Origin of the sequence: Micromonospora cynarisoli, assembly GCF_030518815.1 — a bacterium.
GTDB classification, from domain to species: Bacteria; Actinomycetota; Actinomycetes; order Mycobacteriales; family Micromonosporaceae; genus Micromonospora; species Micromonospora wenchangensis.
In genome coordinates this window covers 5,744,660-5,762,900 of sequence record NZ_CP130426.1, presented here as the reverse complement: position 1 = coordinate 5,762,900, position 18,241 = coordinate 5,744,660, and the positions used below count along the sequence as shown (strand labels likewise).

General features: G+C 73.4%; 14 protein-coding genes. 3 read left to right on the top strand and 11 right to left on the bottom strand.

Annotated features, from left to right (window positions below):
• Positions 1 to 26 precede the first annotated feature (26 nt).
• Positions 27 to 2,594, top strand: coding sequence for a serine/threonine-protein kinase (locus Q2K16_RS25375; protein ID WP_302740681.1), 2,568 nt, complete (start codon positions 27 to 29; stop codon positions 2,592 to 2,594).
• A 301-nt stretch (positions 2,595 to 2,895) separates the two neighbouring features.
• Here Q2K16_RS25375 and Q2K16_RS25370 read toward each other — a convergent pair whose 3' ends face one another.
• From Q2K16_RS25370 to Q2K16_RS25355, 4 genes are all read right to left on the bottom strand, one after another.
• Positions 2,896 to 3,489, bottom strand: coding sequence for a GTP-binding protein (locus Q2K16_RS25370; RefSeq protein ID WP_088643912.1), 594 nt, complete (start codon positions 3,487 to 3,489; stop codon positions 2,896 to 2,898).
• Between the two features lies 1 nt (position 3,490).
• Positions 3,491 to 3,868: a DUF742 domain-containing protein gene (locus Q2K16_RS25365; RefSeq protein ID WP_088643989.1), complete on the bottom strand. Its 378-nt coding sequence runs from the start codon at positions 3,866 to 3,868 to the stop codon at positions 3,491 to 3,493.
• A 93-nt stretch (positions 3,869 to 3,961) separates the two neighbouring features.
• A complete protein-coding gene (locus Q2K16_RS25360; RefSeq protein WP_088643911.1) occupies positions 3,962 to 4,366 on the bottom strand; it encodes a roadblock/LC7 domain-containing protein in 405 nt (134 codons plus the stop codon).
• Entirely contained in the window at positions 4,363 to 8,007 is a 3,645-nt protein-coding gene (locus Q2K16_RS25355; RefSeq protein ID WP_302740680.1) for a sensor histidine kinase, read from the bottom strand. Before Q2K16_RS25355 ends, Q2K16_RS25360 begins: the two co-directional genes overlap by 4 nt.
• A 322-nt stretch (positions 8,008 to 8,329) precedes the next feature.
• On the opposite strand from Q2K16_RS25355, the gene Q2K16_RS25350 reads away from it, so the two are divergent.
• Positions 8,330 to 8,803 carry a nucleoside/nucleotide kinase family protein gene (locus tag Q2K16_RS25350; protein WP_302740679.1) on the top strand — a complete coding sequence of 158 codons (474 nt, stop codon included), beginning with the start codon at positions 8,330 to 8,332 and terminating at the stop codon, positions 8,801 to 8,803.
• 1 nt (position 8,804) lies between these two features.
• On the opposite strand, the gene Q2K16_RS25345 is transcribed toward Q2K16_RS25350, so the two are convergent.
• Positions 8,805 to 9,881, bottom strand: coding sequence for an adenosine deaminase (locus Q2K16_RS25345; protein WP_302740678.1), 1,077 nt, complete (start codon positions 9,879 to 9,881; stop codon positions 8,805 to 8,807).
• A 286-nt stretch (positions 9,882 to 10,167) separates the two neighbouring features.
• Between Q2K16_RS25345 and Q2K16_RS25340 the strand changes: the two genes are divergently transcribed.
• On the top strand, positions 10,168 to 11,046 hold the full coding sequence (locus Q2K16_RS25340) for a putative RNA methyltransferase (protein ID WP_368052578.1): 879 nt from the start codon (positions 10,168 to 10,170) through the stop codon (positions 11,044 to 11,046).
• 52 nt (positions 11,047 to 11,098) lie between these two features.
• Here Q2K16_RS25340 and Q2K16_RS25335 read toward each other — a convergent pair whose 3' ends face one another.
• From Q2K16_RS25335 to Q2K16_RS25310, 6 genes are all read right to left on the bottom strand, one after another.
• Entirely contained in the window at positions 11,099 to 11,779 is a 681-nt protein-coding gene (locus Q2K16_RS25335) for a DUF4272 domain-containing protein (RefSeq protein ID WP_302740676.1), read from the bottom strand.
• A gap of 123 nt (positions 11,780 to 11,902) precedes the next feature.
• Positions 11,903 to 13,183, bottom strand: coding sequence for a thymidine phosphorylase (locus Q2K16_RS25330; protein ID WP_302740675.1), 1,281 nt, complete (start codon positions 13,181 to 13,183; stop codon positions 11,903 to 11,905).
• Between the two features lie 52 nt (positions 13,184 to 13,235).
• On the bottom strand, positions 13,236 to 13,946 hold the full coding sequence (locus tag Q2K16_RS25325; RefSeq protein WP_302740674.1) for a cytidine deaminase: 711 nt from the start codon (positions 13,944 to 13,946) through the stop codon (positions 13,236 to 13,238).
• A 137-nt stretch (positions 13,947 to 14,083) separates the two neighbouring features.
• On the bottom strand, positions 14,084 to 15,364 hold the full coding sequence (locus tag Q2K16_RS25320; RefSeq protein ID WP_302740673.1) for an ABC transporter permease: 1,281 nt from the start codon (positions 15,362 to 15,364) through the stop codon (positions 14,084 to 14,086).
• A 3-nt stretch (positions 15,365 to 15,367) separates the two neighbouring features.
• Positions 15,368 to 16,693: an ABC transporter permease gene (locus Q2K16_RS25315; protein WP_302740672.1), complete on the bottom strand. Its 1,326-nt coding sequence runs from the start codon at positions 16,691 to 16,693 to the stop codon at positions 15,368 to 15,370.
• Positions 16,690 to 18,240 (bottom strand): ABC transporter ATP-binding protein, encoded by a 1,551-nt coding sequence (locus tag Q2K16_RS25310; protein ID WP_368052577.1) that lies wholly within the window; start codon positions 18,238 to 18,240, stop codon positions 16,690 to 16,692. Before Q2K16_RS25310 ends, Q2K16_RS25315 begins: the two co-directional genes overlap by 4 nt.
• Position 18,241: the final 1 nt, after the last annotated feature.

The window sequence follows — 18,241 nt, the reverse complement described above, 5'->3', positions numbered from 1 at the left end:
ATCATTGGCTGGCAGTGAATAGACCGGTGTCCCGGGAGGAGGACGACGCCTTGGCGCTCGTGCGCGTGTACTGCGGTCTGGCCTCGGCAGATCCGGCCGACCGACCGGCCTCGGCCGGATCGACGCTGACGTCCGCCGTGGTCGACGACGCAGGCCGTCTGCTGCATGTCCACGAGATCAGCGACGACGCGGCCGGCTACGCCCGGCTCGTCACGCTGTTCGTGGAGCGGTCGGGCGGGCCGAGCGGCGTGGCGATCGCCGCCGACAGCGACGACCACGCGGTCACCTCACTGCTGGGCGCGGCCGGCCGTCCACTCGCGATCGCCGACGACGACTCGGTCGACGACTTCGCCGAACGGTTCGCCGACGACGACTCCCTGGAGGAGATGCAGTCCGCGCCAGCCGAGCGGCGGGCGGTGGGCCTGGCCCGCGCCCTCCAGGCCGGCGCGCTCTCCGCGGTCACCCTGCCGACCCCCCGGGACCTGGCCGGTTTCAAGCAGGTCCTCGCCGCCCACGCCGCCCTGTCCGGCGGCCGGCACTCCGCCGCCGTGGCCCTGCGCGAGGTGCTCCGCGAGCTCTACCCGGCGGCCCTGCGGGCCTACCCGGACCCGGCCGAGCCGGTGGCCCTGGCCGTCCTCGACGCGTTGCCCGAGCCGAACATGCTCACCGGCACGTCGGCCCGGGGCCGGGACATGTCGGTGGCCGCCGAGGCGGTCACCGCACGGCTCACCGCCGACGGCGTCGCCGAGGCCGGCGAGATCGAGGCGGCGGTCACCGCGCTGCGGGTGGCCATCTCCGAGACCCCGCGCCGGGCCGCCGTCAACCGGGCGCTCACCTCCGCCGTCGCCGAGACCGTCCGGCAGTCGGTCGCCGCGGTACGCGCCTGCGACGCCGGCTGCGAAGCCCTGGTGGGCGCGCTCGCCACCCGGGTCAGCGCCCCGAGCCCGTTGCCCGGTCGCCGGGCCGCCGCCAGGCGCGGCGAGCAGGTCGCCGAGCTGACCGGGATCAGCGGCACCGGCCCCGGGCTGCGTCCGGTCCGGCCCGCCGAGCCGACGCCGCCGGTACCGACAGGTCGCCGTAGCCGCCCCGAGCCGGTCCCCGGCAGCAGCATGCCGGCCGCACCCCGGCCGCTCGGCCCGCCGCCTGTGGCACCCGCCCCGATCACCCCACCGCCGGTGGCCCCGGCACCTGTCACCCCCGCCGCCGCGGCCGGCCTGCCGACCTCGGTGCCGCCTGCGCGTACCGACCCGGGGATGCCGGCGGTCCGGCGCGGCTCGGACGCGCCGACCACCATGATCCCGCCGATCCGTCGCGGGGTGGACGCCCCGACGAACCGGCCGGTCTCGGCCCCACCGCCGCCTCCGCCGGGGATCACCCCGATCGCTCCGGCGCAGCGCGGCACCGTGCCACCCGCCGAGGCGGGTGAGCCGTTCCGGCCGACGCTGACCACCGCCGCGATCAACAACGCCCGCGCCGAGCGGCAACGCACCGTGATCCCGCCCCGACCGAAGACCACCGGCGCGCTCTCCACCCCCACCGGCGGATTCAGCGCCACCGACCTGAACGTCCCGGTGCCGGTCAGCCGGCCCGAGCCGGAGCAGCCCACCGCCCCGCCCGGGTCGCGGGCGAACTGGCCGCTGGTCAACAACCCGGAGGACCCGTCCGACAGCTCCGCCAACAACCCGGTGGTGCCGGCGTACGGCGAGCGGGCTGGGCGGTCCGCCGACGCCCCCACCGACGCCGGTACCGGCCGTCGCATCACCCCGCCCTGGCTCGCCGACGACCTGCCGCAGGAGCCGCCGATGTTGCGGCTGGTGGAGCCGCCGCCGCTGGCCGACCGGGCCCTGCGGGACGGGCTGGACTCCCCCGCCGACCCGCACCTGGACACCCCGCCGCTGCGGCTGGTGGACCGGGACGAGGCCGGCCGGGCCGGGCGACCCCACCGGGCCGAGCGGGCGGAGCAGTTGGAGCGCCCCAGCCGGGCCGAGCGGCCGGGTCGGCTGGACCGTCCCACCGACCGCCCCGAACGGACGGAGCGGCCGGAGTTGCTCGACCGGGTCGAGCGGCAGGCACGCGGCGAACGGCCGGGACTGGAGCGGCGACCGGAACCGGTCGAGCGCCGTCCCGCGCCGATGGAGCACCGGCCGCCGCCGGTCTCCGACGAGGGCGACGGCGACCTGCTGATCTTCGCGCAGGCCAAGTCGGCCTGGTTCGTCGGGCACGGCGACGAGAGCGACCTGCAGTGGTCGTCCACTGCGGACACCGGTTGGCAGGCGGCCGAGAAGGTGGCGCAGCCGGCCGTCGGCGCGGAAACCTCCGCCGGGCTGCCCAAGCGGGTCCCGCAGGCCAACCTGGTGCCCGGTTCCCCGCTGCGCGAGGAGCGTCCGCTGCGGATCGTCCGGGACGCGGCGAGCCTCGCCGAGAACACCACAGGCTACTTCCGTGGTTGGCGTCGCGGCCAGGAGATCGGCGGTTTCGCCGTCGGCGGCCGGCCCGGCCGGGAGGCGGCCGGCGGCTGGGACTTCAGCCGGGACCCGACCGAGCGGGATGACGACCGGGAGTACGAGTTCCGCTCCGCCGGCTACCGCTCCTGACACTCTGACGGCTCACCGCTGGCCCGACCGGTTCGTCCGGCCGGGCCAGCGCCGTCGTGCGGGCCGGACCACACCCGGCCCTACCCGGGCACCATCTCCGGCCGTCGCCGCGCCCAGCGGCCCGCAGAGCCGGCGCACCGGGACAGTCTCTTCCCACGCCGGGCGGGCACGGCCGCCGGAGACGTCATCCCGTCGGTGCGCGGCAGTGGAAGGCCACCGAACTGCTCCCGGCGTACCGGGTCGGGAAACGCGTACGCGCCCGGTCACGGCCGGAGCCGCCACCGGGCGCGTACGGAGTCGGTCAGGCCGGCGCGACCGCGCGGGAACGACGCATGGTCAGCACGTACTCGACCAGCGAGATCAGCACGTGCTTGGTCGACTCCCGGTTACGGGCGTCGCAGGCGACCACCGGCACGTCGGTCGAGATCGCCAGCGCGTCCCGGACGTCCTGCGGGTCGTGGTACTGCATCCCGTCGAAGCAGTTGATCGCCACCAGGTACGGCAGCCGCCGGTGCTCGAAGAAGTCGATAGCCGCGAAGCAGTCGGCCAGCCGGCGGGTGTCGACCAGCACCACGGCACCGATGGCACCCCGGACCAGTTCGTCCCACATGAACCAGAACCGCGTCTGACCGGGCGTACCGAACAGGTACAGGATCAGATCCCGGTCGATCGAGATACGGCCGAAGTCCATCGCCACCGTGGTCGTCGTCTTGCCCGGCACCTGCCGGGTGTCGTCGACGCCCACGCCGGCGGAGGTCATGATGGCCTCGGTGGTCAACGGCGTGATCTCCGAGACCGAGCCGACCAGCGTCGTCTTGCCGACGCCGAACCCACCGGCGATAACGATCTTCGCCGACGTCACGCGCCCGTTCGGGGCAGGCGGCCGCTGCGACATGTCAGAGCCTGCGAAGTCCACTCAGCACCCTCTCCAGCAGTTCAGTGCCCACCGCGTCGTCCGAGTCGTCCAAGATGGTCGGCTCGTGGACCGCGACCAGGCCGTCCGTCGCCATGTCGGCGATGAGCACCCGGGCCACGCCGAGCGGAAGCTGCATCCGCGCCGCGATCTCGGCGAGCGACTGCACACGTCCGTCACACAGCGCGGCGATGTACTGGTGCTCCCGGCCCTGACCGCCGTTGCCACCGGCAGCAGCGCGACCGCGCACCGTCGTCTCGACGAGCGCCTCCAGGGCGATGTCGAGCCGGGGACGGGTACGACCGCGGGTCACGGCGTACGGCCGGACCAACGCACCTGTCGGTTCGTCACGATCGACCATGTCGCCGCTCACCTCCTTCGTCCCCGGCACCGGCTCTCACCCGGTGGAACCCGTCGTTCTTGTCGTCCCAGGCCGACCAGGTGGTCAGCCCGGTCAGCCCATCATCCCGACAGCCGTCCGGGCCTGCGGCGTGAGCGCGTCGCCGACCCGGTCGACCAGCAGCGCCATCTCGTACCCGACCTGACCGACGTCGCAGCTGCGCGCGGCCAGGACGGCGAACGACGACCCGTCCGAGATGGACATCAGGAACAGAAAACCGTTGTCCATCTCGACGACGGTCTGCAACACCGCGCCGCCCTCGAAGCAGCGGGCCGCGCCCTGGGTCAGGCTGACCAGGCCGGACGCGATCGCGGCCAGCTGGTCGGCCCGGTCCCGGGGCAGGTCACGCGACGAAGCGAGGAGCAGGCCGTCGGCGGAGACCGCGACCGCGTGCGCGACACCCGGCACCCGGTCGGCGAAGTTGGCCAGCAGCCAACCCAGATCCTGCGTACTTGTCATCCTTCTTGCTCCTTCTGCCCGCTCCCGCCCGCCGGGCCGAAGCCAGACGACGAGGATTGCTGCCCGCCCGGAGTCGCGTCCGGGTTGGTGGGGTTGTCCGAGGTGGTCCGGCCGCGTTGCACACCTCGATGGTAGGCCGAGAGCAGACCCCTGACCGCCTCCGGCGTCCGCCGCTGCACCGACGTGGTCGGCTTCTCGATCGCTCCCGGCACGAGCTGCGCCATCGGCGTCCGCTTCGGCAGGCCGGTCTGGGTGGTGCCGGCCACCGGTGCCTCGGTCGCGGCCACCGCCGCCCGCCAGCCTTCGTCGGCGGCGGTCTGCCAGCCAGCGGGCGGTGCGGTGGGACGTCGGTTCGCCGGGCCGTCGCCGCGACCGGGGAACCCGCCGCCGTTCACTGTCGACCCGTTGTCACGCGGCACGCCCCCGGCCGGCGCAGTGTCTGCCATCGGTGCGCTACCTGTCGTCCCTGATGCGGTGTACTGGGCCGGGTGACCGGCGGTGTCGACGGCCGCGTGGGTGGCCGTCGTGCCGTTGGCCGCCTGCTTGACGCCGGCCGCGTCCTCGGGGCCGGGCTTACGGGTACGGAACCAGGCCGACTCCAGCTCCCGGAAGATCGGCAGCTCCATCGTCTCGTCCGCGTACCGCTGCTGGGGAACCTGCTGGGGTGCCGACGGCCGGTTGACAGGCGTCGTCTGGGCGGCCCGAACCGGCGGCGCGGGCTGCCGCGTGACCGGCGCTGCCGGCTCGGAGCGGGGCACCCGGGGCAGCTCGGTGGTCATGTCCAGCGCGGCGGCGAGCCGCTCCGGGACCGGCGGGGTGGCCGTGTCCCGGTCGGGGTTCGCCACCGGCGGCCAGGCCGGCGGGGCGGCGGCGCTCGGCGCGGCCCCGCCCGAGGTGGGCCGCGACGGCAGCGGACCGGTGGGCGGCCCGGAGACCGGCGCGGACGGGCCCGGCTGACCGGCGTACGGGGACGCCGACACCGGGTAGCCCGGTGCGGGCTGACCCGACACCGGGTAGCCGTAGCTCGGCTGACCGGAGACGGGCTGACCGGACACCGGCTGACCGGACACCGGGTAACCGGAGACCGGCTGGCCCGAGACGGGCTGGCCGGACACGGGCGCGACCGGGTACGCGGGCGGCAGCGGCGGGGCCGACACCGGCGGCACCGGCGGGGAGCTGTACGGCCGGGCCTCGGGGCTGCTCGGCAGCTGGCGCGGGATGACCGGCTGCTGGCCGGTGCTGTCCGGGTCGTCGGTGCTCCGCCGCTGCGGCAGCGGGTCGGTCGCCTGCCCGTTGGTGGCACGCGGGTTGAAGCCGTCGCCACCGTTGATCCCGCTGGCGCCGGTGAGGTCGGACCAGGCGGGCATCCCGCGCCCGCCGTTGGCGGGGACGCCGGAGCCGTTGCGCGGTGCCGGGTCGAAGGGTCGCCCACCGAGGGTGACCTGGTTGCCGGACTCGCCCGTCCGGGCCGGCGGCTGGCCGTTGCCGAGGGCGGGAAGCGCGCCGAAGGTCGACGGGGCACCGGCACCGCCGAAGGTCGACGGGGCACCGGAGCCACCGAAGGCCCCGGCGGCACCACCGAACGCCGGGGCGGCCCCGCCGCCGAACTGCGGACCGGCGGCCGGCAGCCCCGGCGTGCCGGGGGCCCGGCCGCTGAGCGCCCGGGGCACCAGCACCGACGTGGGCAGGACGACCTCGGCCACGGTGCCTCGGTCGGTGCCGGGACGCAGCTCGACCTTGACCCCGTGCCGGGACGCCAGCCGGGCCACCACGACCAGGCCCATCATCCGGGAGACGGCCACGTCCACCTGGGGTGGCGTGGCGAGCCGCTCGTTGAGGTCGGCCAACTGCTCGGCGCTGATGCCGATGCCCCGGTCCTCGACGTAGAGCGACGCGCGGTCGCCGACCCGACGGGCCTCGACCATCACCTGGGAGTCAGGCGGGGAGAACGCGGTCGCGTTGTCGAACAGCTCGGCGACCAGGTGCACCAGGTCGTTGACCGCGTGCGCGGAGACCTCGATGTCCCGGTCGATGACCCCGAACTCGATCCGGGTGTAGTGCTCGACCTCGGACTGGGCGGCGCGCAGCACGTCGATCAGGGCGGCCGGTTCGCGCTGCACACGGGTCGAGTCGGCACCGGCGAGGACCAGCAGGTTCTCGTCGTTGCGGCGCATCCGGGTGGCCAGGTGGTCGAGCTGGAACAACTCGGCCAGGCGGTCCGGGTCCTCCTCGCCGCGCTCCAGCCGGTCGAGGTGACCGATCAGCCTGTCGACCAGGATCTGCGAGCGGCGGGCGAGGTTGACGAACATCGTCGCGACCGAGGAGCGGAGCGCGGCCTGCTCGGCGGCCGTCCGGACGGCCTCCAGGTGGACGGCGTTGAACGCCTCGGTCACCTGGCCGAACTCGTCGCGGCTGCGGACCGGCAGCGGCTCGGCGATCTGGTTGGCCAGTTGGGCCGGCGACTGCTGGCCGGTGAACTGCGGGTCCCGCAACCGGGCCACCGCCTGCGGCAGCCCGAACTGGGCGATGGACAGGGCGCCCTGGCGCAGGTCACGCAGGGAGCGGGCCATCGACCGGGCGACCAGGTAGGCGAAGAGGATCGCCAGCAGCAGCATGCTCAGCAGCAGGCCGGTCTCCAGGAAGACCTGACGCTGCACGTCGGAGCGCAGCTCGTCGGCCTTGGCCACCACGTCGCTGTCGAGGCGCACCTCGACGGCCCGGTTGAGCTGGGCGTACGCGACCATGGCCGCGTCCCACTGGTCGGTGCTGAAGGTGAGGCCGTCGAGCTTGTCGCTGTTGAGCGCGCTGACCTGGCCGGCGTAGATGTCGGCCTGCCGCCGGTCGGAGCCGGAGACGGTCTGGTCCTGGAACTCGCGCTCGGCGCGGCTCGCCACGGCTTGGAAGCTCTGCAGGGCCTGCTGCTCACCGGTGTTGCTGGAGATGTACAGCTCGCGCAGGGCCGGGGTGTACGCCTTCTGGAGCAGCACCTGGTGCACCGCGATCCGGCGGACGGAGGCGTACTCCTTGGCGCGGGCCATCGCGGCGGCGGCGCGCATCTGGTCGCTGAGGTCGTTGTCGCCGGCGAGCTGGGTGGCCGAGTCACGGATGGTGATCAGATTGTTGATCAGGCCGGTGTACCTGCTGACCGCCTCGCTGAGCCGCAGCTTGCCGTTGTAGACCTGGCTGCGGATGCCGGGCATCTCGGTCAGGTCGCTGTCGATCCGGTCGAGCTGCGTCTCCAGGGTGGCCGGCAGGCCCTCGATCTCGGCACGCTGCTGCGAGTACGGCACCTTGGACTGGTCGACCCGCTGGTTGACCCGGTTGTACGCCTCCTGGTATTGGGCGCGGGCCTGCCCCTTGGGTGAGCCGAGCAGGAGGACGGCGTTGGTGCGCTCGTCCTGGAGGGTGTTGACGAGGTCACCCGAGTAACCCACCAGGTTGGCCAGGTCACCGGCCCGGTTGGCGTTGTTGAGCGTCTGCAGGTGGTCCACCAGTCCGCTGGTGCCCACGACGACCGTGGCGATGGTCGGCACGATCATGATCAGCCCGAGCTTGGACCAGATCGGCATGTCGCGGAGCCGGCCGGCCGGCCGACGCAGACGCGACAGGAAGGAGTTCGCCGTCGTTGGCCGTTTGCTCACGTCACCGCCCTCGCGATTACAGCGTCTCCGCGTTGCCACGGGCAACGCCCAGCAGCCGACCCGGCGGGTCGGACCTCCGAGATTCCATCACGCCTCCCCTGAAAGAGAAAGCCCAGGTTGTCGGTCACCGGAGGTGTGATGAGATGTTGATGCAATTTGATCGCAATCCGTCTTTCCGGAGTTACCCAAAGTAATGGAATATCGCCACCGCGTCGTGCTCCTCGCCGGCCCCTCCGGGTCTGGAAAGTCGTACATAGCGCAACGAACAGGCCTTCCCGTGCTCTGCCTGGACGACTTCTACAAGAACGGTGATGACCCTACGTTGCCGCGACAGAACGGACTGGTCGACTGGGACGCGCCCGAGTCGTGGGACGCGGGAACGGCGGTGGAGACAATTGCCCGACTGGCCCAGCAGGGCCGGGCCGATGTGCCGGTCTATGCGATCGGCGCCGATCGACGGGTGGCCACCCGGCCATTCGAGGTGACCGGATCGCCACTCTTCATCGCCGAAGGGATTTTCGCCGCCGAGATCGTCGCGGAATGTCGCCGTCGGGGACTGCTCGCCGGGGCGTACGCGCTACGCCGGCCGCGCGGGGCGACCTTCGTCCGGCGGCTGGCCCGGGACCTGTCCGAACAGCGCAAGGCGCCGAAGGTGTTGGTCCGGCGCGGGCTGGCGCTGCTGCGCACCGAACCGGCGGTGCTGCGGCGGCAGACCGGCCTCGGCGCCGAGGCGGCCCACGCACGGGAATTCCTGCGCCGGGTGGCCGACCTGGTCGCCGGCCACCCGCACCGCTGAGTCAGCCGATCAGCTTCGCGTACGCCGGCTTGATCACCTCGTCGATGATCGCCAACCGCTCGTCGAACGGGATGAAGGCGCTCTTCATCGCGTTGACCGTGAACCACTGGAGTTCCTTCCAGCCGTAGCCGAAGTTCTCCACCAGCAGCGCCATCTCGCGCGACATCGAGGTGCCGCTCATCAGCCGGTTGTCGGTGTTCACCGTCACCCGGAACCGCAGCTCCCGCAGCAGCCCGATCGGGTGGTCGGCGATCGACGCCACCGCCCCGGTCTGCACGTTCGACGACGGGCACAGCTCCAGCGGGATGCGCTTGTCCCGCACGTACGCTGCCAGCCGGCCGAGCGTCGGCACCGGGCCCGGGGTGATGTCGTCCACGATCCGCACCCCGTGGCCGAGCCGGTCCGCCCCGCACCACTGGATCGCCTGCCAGATCGACGGCAGCCCGAACGCCTCACCGGCGTGGATGGTGAAGTGGAAGTTCTCCCGCTGGAGGTACTCGAAGGCGTCCAGGTGACGGGTGGGCGGGAAGCCGGCCTCGGCGCCGGCGATGTCGAAGCCCACCACCCCGGCGTCACGGTGCCGGACGGCCAGCTCGGCGATCTCCTGCGACCGGGCGGCGTGCCGCATCGCGGTGAGCAGGGTGCCGACCCGGATCGGGTTGCCCGCCCCGGCGGCCTCCGCGCTGCCCTCCACGAAACCGGCGACGACCGCCTCGACCACCTCGTCCAACGTGAGGTTCTGCTCCAGGTGCTGCTCGGGGGCGAACCGGACCTCGGCGTACACCACGCCGTCGGCGGCCAGGTCGAGCGCGCACTCCCGGGCCACCCGACGCAGCGCCGGGGCGGTCTGCATGACCGCGACGGTGTGCGCGAACGTCTCCAGGTAGCGCTCCAGCGAACCGGAGTGCGCCGCCTCCGCGAACCACCGGCCGAGCGTGTCGGGATCGGTGCTCGGCAGCTCGTGCCCCACCTCGGCGGCCAGCTCGACGACCGTCGCCGGCCGCAGGCCGCCGTCGAGGTGATCGTGCAGCAGCGCCTTCGGGACCTTGACGATGTCCTCGTATCGGATTGCGACCATCCCCCGACCCTAGTCACGCCCGCCGACCGCCCGCGATCAGGCTCGCGCGCCCGGCCCGGCCCAGCCGGGCTCGGCCGTCGGGCGTCGGCGCGCAACGTCGCCGATACGGCGGTGTCCGCGCGAACTGATGCCGCTACCTCGCCCCGCCTGCGTCGGGCAGGACTCTCGGGCGGCACGCCTGCGCCGGGCAGGCATACCGTCGGCCCGGTCGGGGGTGCGCCGTAGGCTGCTGCGGGTGACCGCGCCGCACCCGTTCGAGCAGCCCGTCGACGCGACGCACCCGCAGATCGTCGCCCGGCTGCGCTGCCCGGTCTGCGCCCAGCCGCTGGCCGCCGCCACCGACACCCGCGCCCTGCGCTGCCCCCGCCGGCACAGCTTCGACCTGGCCCGCCAGGGGTACGTCACCCTGCTCGCCGGCCGCGCCCCACACCTCGGGGACACCGCCGAGATGGTCGCCGCCCGGGCCGACTTCCTGGCCGCCGGGCACTACGACGTGATCTCCTCCGCCCTGGCCGAGGCGGCGACATCCGCCCTGGCGACACCGACCGGCCCCGCCGGGGCGGACGGGCCGGAACGGGCGGGCTTCGGGGCGTACCCGCTGGTGGTGGAGGCCGGGGCGGGCACCGGCCGGCACCTCGCGGCGGTGCTTTCGGCGTGGCCGGACGCCGTCGGCCTGGCCCTGGACGTCGCCAAGCCGGCGCTGCGCCGCGCCGCCCGCGCCCACCCGCGCGCCGCCGCCGCGCTCGCCGACACCTGGCAGCGGTTGCCGCTGGCCGACCGGTCGGTCGCCGTGCTGCTCGACGTCTTCGCCCCGCGCAACGGCGAGGAGTTCCACCGGGTGCTGCATCCGGCCGGGGTGCTGCTGGTGGTCACCCCCACCGACGCCCACCTCGCCGAACTGGTCGACGTGCTCGGGCTGCTGCAGGTCGACCCGGCCAAGGCCGACCGGGTCGCCGACAGCCTCGCCGGGCGGTTCACGCCGGCGCACACCGCCGTGCACACCGCCCGGCTCACCCTCGACCGGGCCGAGGTCGGCACCCTGGTCGGGATGGGGCCGAGCGCCTGGCACACCGACCCGGCGCGGCTCGCCGCCGCGATCGCCGCGCTGCCCACCCCGGTCACGGTGACCGCGTCGGTACGCCTGACCACCTGGCGTCCCCGCTGACCACGACGTGACGGGACACGGGAGGGCGACGCCACCGCGGGCGCGGGAACAATCAGGTGGAGAGGTCGACCTCTTCCCAGCCGGGCGGCTCGTCGTGGTAGGGGCCGCGCAGCACCACCGCCCACTCCAACGCCCACCGGCGCTGGCCGATCGCGTTCGCGTCCACCAGGCCGGGCAGCCGGTGCCCGGACTTCTCCACCTCCAGGTACGCCCAGTCCAGGCAGTAGTGCAGGTCGAGCAGGGCGGCGGCGTCCGCCGGGTGCTGCGGGGCGGCCAGGATGCGGGCCTGCCACTGGTCGAAGGTCTCCCCCCCGGCCAGGTACGGCATCCGCTCCACCAGCCGCTCGTCCACCGGGACGGTCGGGTCGAGCTGCTTGCTCAGACCCAGCACCCAGGACAGTGAGAACAGCGCGTCGTGGTGCAGGACGAAGGAACGGTGGTCGCCCTTGCCCCCCACCACGAACTGCCACTCGGGCGGGGTGACCATGTCGACCAGGTGGGATTCGAGCAGCCAGCTCATCGCCGTCTGCGCCGGCATCCCGAAGCACCGGGCCAGGATCAGGTGCAGCACCGCGATGCGCGCCTCGATCTCCCCCGTAGGCCGCAGTTCGATCTCGTCGCCCGGCTCCCAGACCAGGGGAAACTGGGCCGGCGGCAGGGGCAGACGCAGCCGGGACAACTCGTCGAGGCTCGCCTCGCGGACCTCGCGGGGATCGGGCGCGGCTACCAGCACGATCGGATTCCCTGTCTGCTCACGCGGCGTCACCGCCGTTCGGCCCCCCTTGACCAGGGAGGATAGCGTTCCGTCGCGGCCGGCACCATGCCGGCCGGCCCCGTCGACCGGTGCTGCCGGCGCTCAGCCGATCCGCTCGACGACCAGCGGAGACGTCGACGGCGCGGTGGCCGACACCCGGACCGCCAGGGCCGCCTCGGCGCGCGCCGCAGGCAGCCGTACCGCGTCGTCGGCGCGCAGTTCGTACAGCGGTTCGCCGACCCGGACCGGGTCGCCGGGCCGCTTGTGCAGCACCACCCCGGCGGCGGCGCTGACCGGGTCCTCCTTGCGGGCCCGCCCCGCGCCGAGCCGCCACGCGGCCACCCCTATCGCGTACGCGTCGACGGACTCGACGAAGCCGTCGGTGTCGGCGCGGACCACCTCGACCTCGTTGGCGGTGGGCAGCTTGGCGTCCGGGTCGCCGCCCTGGGCGCGGATCATCGTGCGCCAGGCGTCCATCGCCCGCCCGTCGCGCAGCGCGGCGGCCGGGTCGGCGTCGGGCAGGCCGGCCGCGTCGAGCATCTCCCGGGCCAGCGCCAGGGTCAGCTCCACCACGTCGGCCGGGCCGCCGCCGGCGAGCACCTGCACCGACTCGGCCACCTCGACGGCGTTGCCGACGGTCAGGCCGAGCGGGGTGGACATGTCGGTGAGCAGGGCGACCGTGCGCACTCCGTGGGCGTCGCCGAGCGCCACCATCGTCCGGGCCAGTTCGCGGGCGTCGGCCACGGTCTTCATGAACGCCCCGGAGCCGACCTTGACGTCGAGGACCAGCGCCCCGGTACCCTCGGCGATCTTCTTGCTCATGATCGAGCTGGCGATCAGCGGGATCGCCTCGACGGTGCCGGTGACGTCGCGCAGCGCGTACAGCTTGCGGTCGGCCGGGGCGAGCGCGGCACCGGCCGCGCAGATCACCGCGCCGACGTCGCGGAGCTGGGCGATGAACTCGTCGTTGCTCAGCGCCGCCCGCCAGCCGGGGATCGACTCCAGCTTGTCGAGGGTGCCGCCGGTGTGCCCGAGCCCCCGGCCGGAGAGCTGCGGGACCGCGCCGCCGCAGGCCGCGACCAGCGGGGTGAGCGGCAGGGTGATCTTGTCGCCGACGCCGCCGGTGGAGTGCTTGTCGACCGTCGGCCGGTGCACCGCCGACAGGTCCAGCCGCTCGCCGCTGGCGATCATCGCGGCGGTCCACCTGGCGATCTCCGGCACCGACATGCCGCGCAGCAGGATCGCCATGGCCAGTGCCGACATCTGCTCGTCGGCCACCAGCCCCCGGGTGTACGCGTCGACCACCCAGTCGATCTGGCCGTCGCTGAGCACACCCCCGTCCCGCTTGGCCCGGATGACGTCGACCGCGGTAAAAGCACTCACCGTTGAGTTCCCTCTGAAGTCGTTGCAGTGACCGGCACGAGGGCCGGACGGGTCAGGAGGCGGCCCAGCGGGCCGGGATCTCCAGCGGCGGCTCGCCCTCGCCGGCCCAGAAGATGGTGCCCTCCGCGTCCACCACCACGACCCGGGGCGTCCGGGCCAGCCCCCAGGTGATCGCCTCCGCCGGGTCGCCCCAGCTCGGGCCCTCCTCCAGCACCCCGGGCCCGGCCTCGTCGCTGTCGCCCGCCGACCGTTCCCAGTACGCCGTCCAGATCTGCTGCCCGGCGGAGAGGTCCGGGTGCACGAAGACGGTCCCCCGCCCCCGCCAGGCGGCCAACCGGTCCGGCACCACGGGCACCGGGTTCTCGCCGACGACCGCCTCGATGTCGGCCACGTCGAAGGCGTGCGGCAGCAGCTCCGCCATCCGCAGCGGGCCGGTCCTCGACTCGACGAGGCACTCCGGGCCGCCGTTCTCCCAGAGCAGTTGCCGGCACCTCCCGCACGGCATCAGCGGCTCCCCGGTGGCGTCGACGCAGGACATCGCGACCAGCCGGCCGCCGCCGGTGGCGTGCAGCGCCGAGACGACCCCGCACTCGGCGCACAGGGTCACCCCGTAGCCGGCGTTCTCCACGTTGCAGCCGACCACCACCCGGCCGTCGTCGACCAGGGCCGCCGCGCCGACCGGGAACTTCGAGTACGGCACGTAGGCGTGCCGCATGACCTCGGTCGCGGCGGCCCGCAGGCGCTCCCAGTCGATCTCGCTCATCCCCTCATTCTGCCCAGGTCACCCCACCCGGATGCGGGAAGGGTGCCGGTCGGCTGCCCGTCGTGTCCGCCGGGGACGCCGGGGACGGTGCGGGCCCGGCAGGGGGGTTCCCCGCCGGGCCCCTGCCGGGGCGTCGTTCAGCCCTTGACGTACGGCTTGCCGTCGGCGGCGGGTGCCCGGACCCGACCGACCAGCCCGGCCACCGCCAGGATGGTCGCCAGGTAGGGCAGCATCGCCAGGAACTGGTTGGGGATGCTGCTGCCGATCGCCCCGAGGTAGGTGGCGAGCTGGTCGGCGAAGCCGAAGAACAGCGCGGCGAGCAGCGCGCCTGTCGGGCTCCACCGGCCGAAGATCAGCGCGGCCAGGGCGATGAAGCCCTTACCGCCGATCATGTTCTTGGTGAAGCTGTAGAGCGCCAGCGTGTACGACGCGCCGCCGATGCCGGCCACCACGCCGGCCAGCAGCACGTTGCGGTACCGCAGGCCCAGCACCTTGACCCCGAGGGTGTCGGCGGCGGTCGGATGCTCACCCACCGACCGGGTCCGCAGGCCCCACCGGGTACGGAACAGCGCGAGGTGGATGACCAGCACCAGCAGCAGGCCGAGATAGAGGAAGATGTTGCCGCGGAACAGCGCCGGACCGAGCAGCGGGATGTCCTTCAGCAGCGGGATCTCCCAGTTGCCGAACCGTGGCGCGCTGTTGTACCTGTCCGCGTCGGTCTGCATCAGCCGCTCGTAGAGGAAGCCGGTGACGCCTACCGCCAGCAGGTTGAGCACCACCCCCATCACGACCTGGTCGACCAGGTAGCGGATGGCGAAGACGGCGAGCAGCAGCGAGATGAACGCGCCACCGACCGCCGCCGCCACCAGGCCCACCCAGACGTTGCCGCTGAGGCTGCCGAAGAGCGCGCCGCTGAACGCGCCCATCAGCAACTGCCCCTCGATCGCGACGTTGACCACGCCGGACCGCTCGCAGAGCACCCCGGCCAGCGCACCGAAGATCAACGGCAGGGCCAGGACGAAGGTGCCCCGGACGATGTTGACCATCGGCATGAAGTTGCGGCCCTCGGGAGCCGCGGAGACCTGCCAGCACAGGAAGCTCAGCACGAAGGCGACCAGCCCGACCCCGAGGACCAGGGTGAACCAGCGCTTCGGGACCCCGGCCAGCAGCGCGCCGCCGGCCCCGGCGGCGACGACCCCGAACAGGATCGCACCGAGGGTGCCCTGGATCTCCAGCGCCGCGCCGCCCTCGGTCTCGCTGAGGGTGAACCGGGCCTGCTGGCCGGTGGCCAGCGCCCCGAACAGCACGGTGGCGAGCACGCCCAGCGCCAGCAGGACCGCGCCGACCTTGCGGGGACGGGTCCAGAAACCCTCGTCGACCGCGGCCACGGCGACGTCGGGAACAGCGGTGGTGGACATGCCTCACCAGCCCTTCGCGAGGCTCGTCTGCAACCGGGCGGCACGGGCGGCCCGGAGCTGGAAGATCGCCTTCACCAGGGCCGGCGCGGCGATGAAGATGACGATCAGCGCCTGGAGCACGGTGACCAGCTCCAGCGAGATCCCGGAGTACGACTGCATCCGGTTCCCACCGGCCTGGAGCGCGCCGAACAGCAGCGCGGCCAGCAGCACACCCCACGGCTTCACCCGGCCGAGCAGCGCCACCAGGATGCCGTCGAAGCCGATCTGCGCGACCACCAGCGGGGTGAGCGCGTTCGCGGTGGAACCCAGCACCATCTGGCTGCCGCCGAGGCCGGCGAGCATCCCGGCGATCACCATCACCAGCACGTACGTCTTGGTGACGCTGATGCCGGCGGTCCGCGCCGCGTCCGGGTTGGCCCCGACGGCCCGCAGCTCGAAGCCGAGCGTCGACCGGTTGAGCAGCCAGGCGATCGCCCAGGTGGCGAGCACCGCGAGCAGGATGCCGGCGTGCACCCGCAGGTTGTCGCCGAGCAGCCGGGGCAGGGCGGCCGAGGAGTCGACCGGGCGGCTGATCGCGTCCGCCCGGTCCGGGTTCTGCACGCCGTTCTGCACGATGATCCAGGACAGGAAGTAGACGGCGACGTAGTTGAGCATGATCGTGTTGATCACCTCGTGCGCGCCGGTCCTGGCCTTGAGGATGCCGGGGACGAAACCCCACACCGCGCCGCCGGCCGCACCGGCGATCAACGCGACGACCAGGTGCACCACCGGCGGCAGCGGCAACGCGAAGCCGGCCACGGCGGCCAGGACCACGCCCATCGTCGCCTGGCCCTGGGCACCGATGTTGAACAGGCCGCCCCGGAAGGCGAGCGCCACCGACAGGCCGGTGAACACCAGCGGCGCGGTGTAGGTGAGGGTCTCCGAGATCGGGCTGAGCGCGGCGGTGAAGCCGGACGCCTCCGGGTCGAAGACCGCACCCTTGAACAGGTTGGCGTACGCCTCGCTGACCACCGTCCAGCTCGCGTTCAGGGCGTCGGTCGGGCGGGCCGTGACGTAGCCGTAGGTGGCCAGCACGTCCGGGTCCGACACGATGATCAGGACCGCGCCGACCAGCATCGCCAGCACCAGGGCGAGGACGGTGACGGTCACCGTGTTGGCGGCCCAGAGGTTGTCCAGGAAGAGCCGGCCCAGCGTGGGGCGGGGGCCCGGCGCGGGCTGCTTGGGTGAGGTCATCGTGGCGCCCCGGTCGGCCTTGCCGGTTCCGGCCAGCTCCGCCTCGGTCGCCGGTTCCTTGTCCGGGGAGCCGGACACCGGGTGGGGGTTGCTCATGCCTCGTCCTCGTTACCAGGGCTCTCGGGGGCCGGTGCCGCGCCGCCGGCCGTACCGTCGGTGGCCCCGGCCGGGTCGCCCGCCGGAGGCGTCCCGGGGGCGTCGGGGGTGATGCCGGCCATCAGCAGGCCGATCTCCTCGCGCGGGGTGTCCGGGCCGACGATGCCGATGATCCGGCCCCGGTACATCACCGCGATCCGGTCGGCGAGGCCGATCACCTCGTCCAACTCGCTGGAGACGACCATGACGGCGGTGCCGACGTCGCGCTCGCGGATGACCCGACCGTGGATGAACTCGATCGAGCCGACGTCCACGCCCCGGGTGGGCTGGGCGGCGATGAAGAGCTTCAGCGGCCGGGACAGCTCCCGGGCCACGATCACCTTCTGCTGGTTGCCGCCGGACAGGGTGCCCACCGCCGCGTCCGCCGACGGGGTACGCACGTCGAACTGCTCGATCCGCTCCTTCGCCGAGGCGGCGATCGCCTCCGGCCGCAGCGCCAGGCCCCTACCGAACGGCGGCCGGTCGTAGATGTCGAGGACCAGGTTCTCGGCGACGCTGAACTCCTTGACCAGGCCGTCGACGCTGCGGTCCTCGGGGACGTAGCCGACGCCGGCGCGGAGCACCTTCTTGGTGGACCAGCCGTGGATCGGCTCGCCGTCGAGGGTCACCGTGCCGGCGAGCGTCGGGCGCAGCCCCATGATCGCCTCGATCAGCTCGGTCTGCCCGTTGCCCTGCACGCCGGCCACGCCGAGCACCTCACCGGCGCGTACGGTCAGGTCGACGCCGTCCACCGCGCGGACCTGCCGGTCGTCGTCGACGACCAGGCCGGCGACCTCCAGGATCGGCCGGCCCGGGGTGGCGGGCTGCTTGTCGACGGTGAGCCGGACGTCGCGGCCGACCATCAGCGCGGCCAACTCGTCCCGGCTCGCCTCGGGGGAGGCGGTGCCGACAGTCCGGCCGCGCCGGATCACGGTAATCCGGTCGGCGATGGCCTTGACCTCGCCGAGCTTGTGGGTGATGAAGACGATCGACTTGCCGGCCGCCTTGAGCGACCGCATGACCGTGAGCAGTTCCTCGGTCTCCTGCGGGGTGAGCACGGCGGTCGGCTCGTCGAGGATCAGCAGGTCGACGTCGCGGGTGAGCGCCTTGACGATCTCGACCCGCTGCTGGATGCCGACCGGCAGGTCCTCGATCACCGCGTCCGGGTCGACCCGCAGGTTGTACCGCGCGGAGACCTCGGCCACCTCGCGGCGGGCCCGCCGCCGGTCGAGGAAGCCGACGATGCCGCCCCGGACCTGCTCCGCGCCGAGCATGATGTTCTCGGCCACGGTGAAGACCGGCACCAGCATGAAGTGCTGGTGCACCATGCCGATCCCGGCCCGGATCGCGTCCGAGGGGCCCTTCAGTCGCAGCGGCTTTCCGTCGACCAGGATCTCGCCCCCGTCGGGCTGGTAGAGCCCGTAGAGCACGTTCATCAGGGTCGACTTGCCGGCGCCGTTCTCGCCGAGCAGGGCGTGGATCTCTCCAGGCTCCACCGTCAGGTCGATG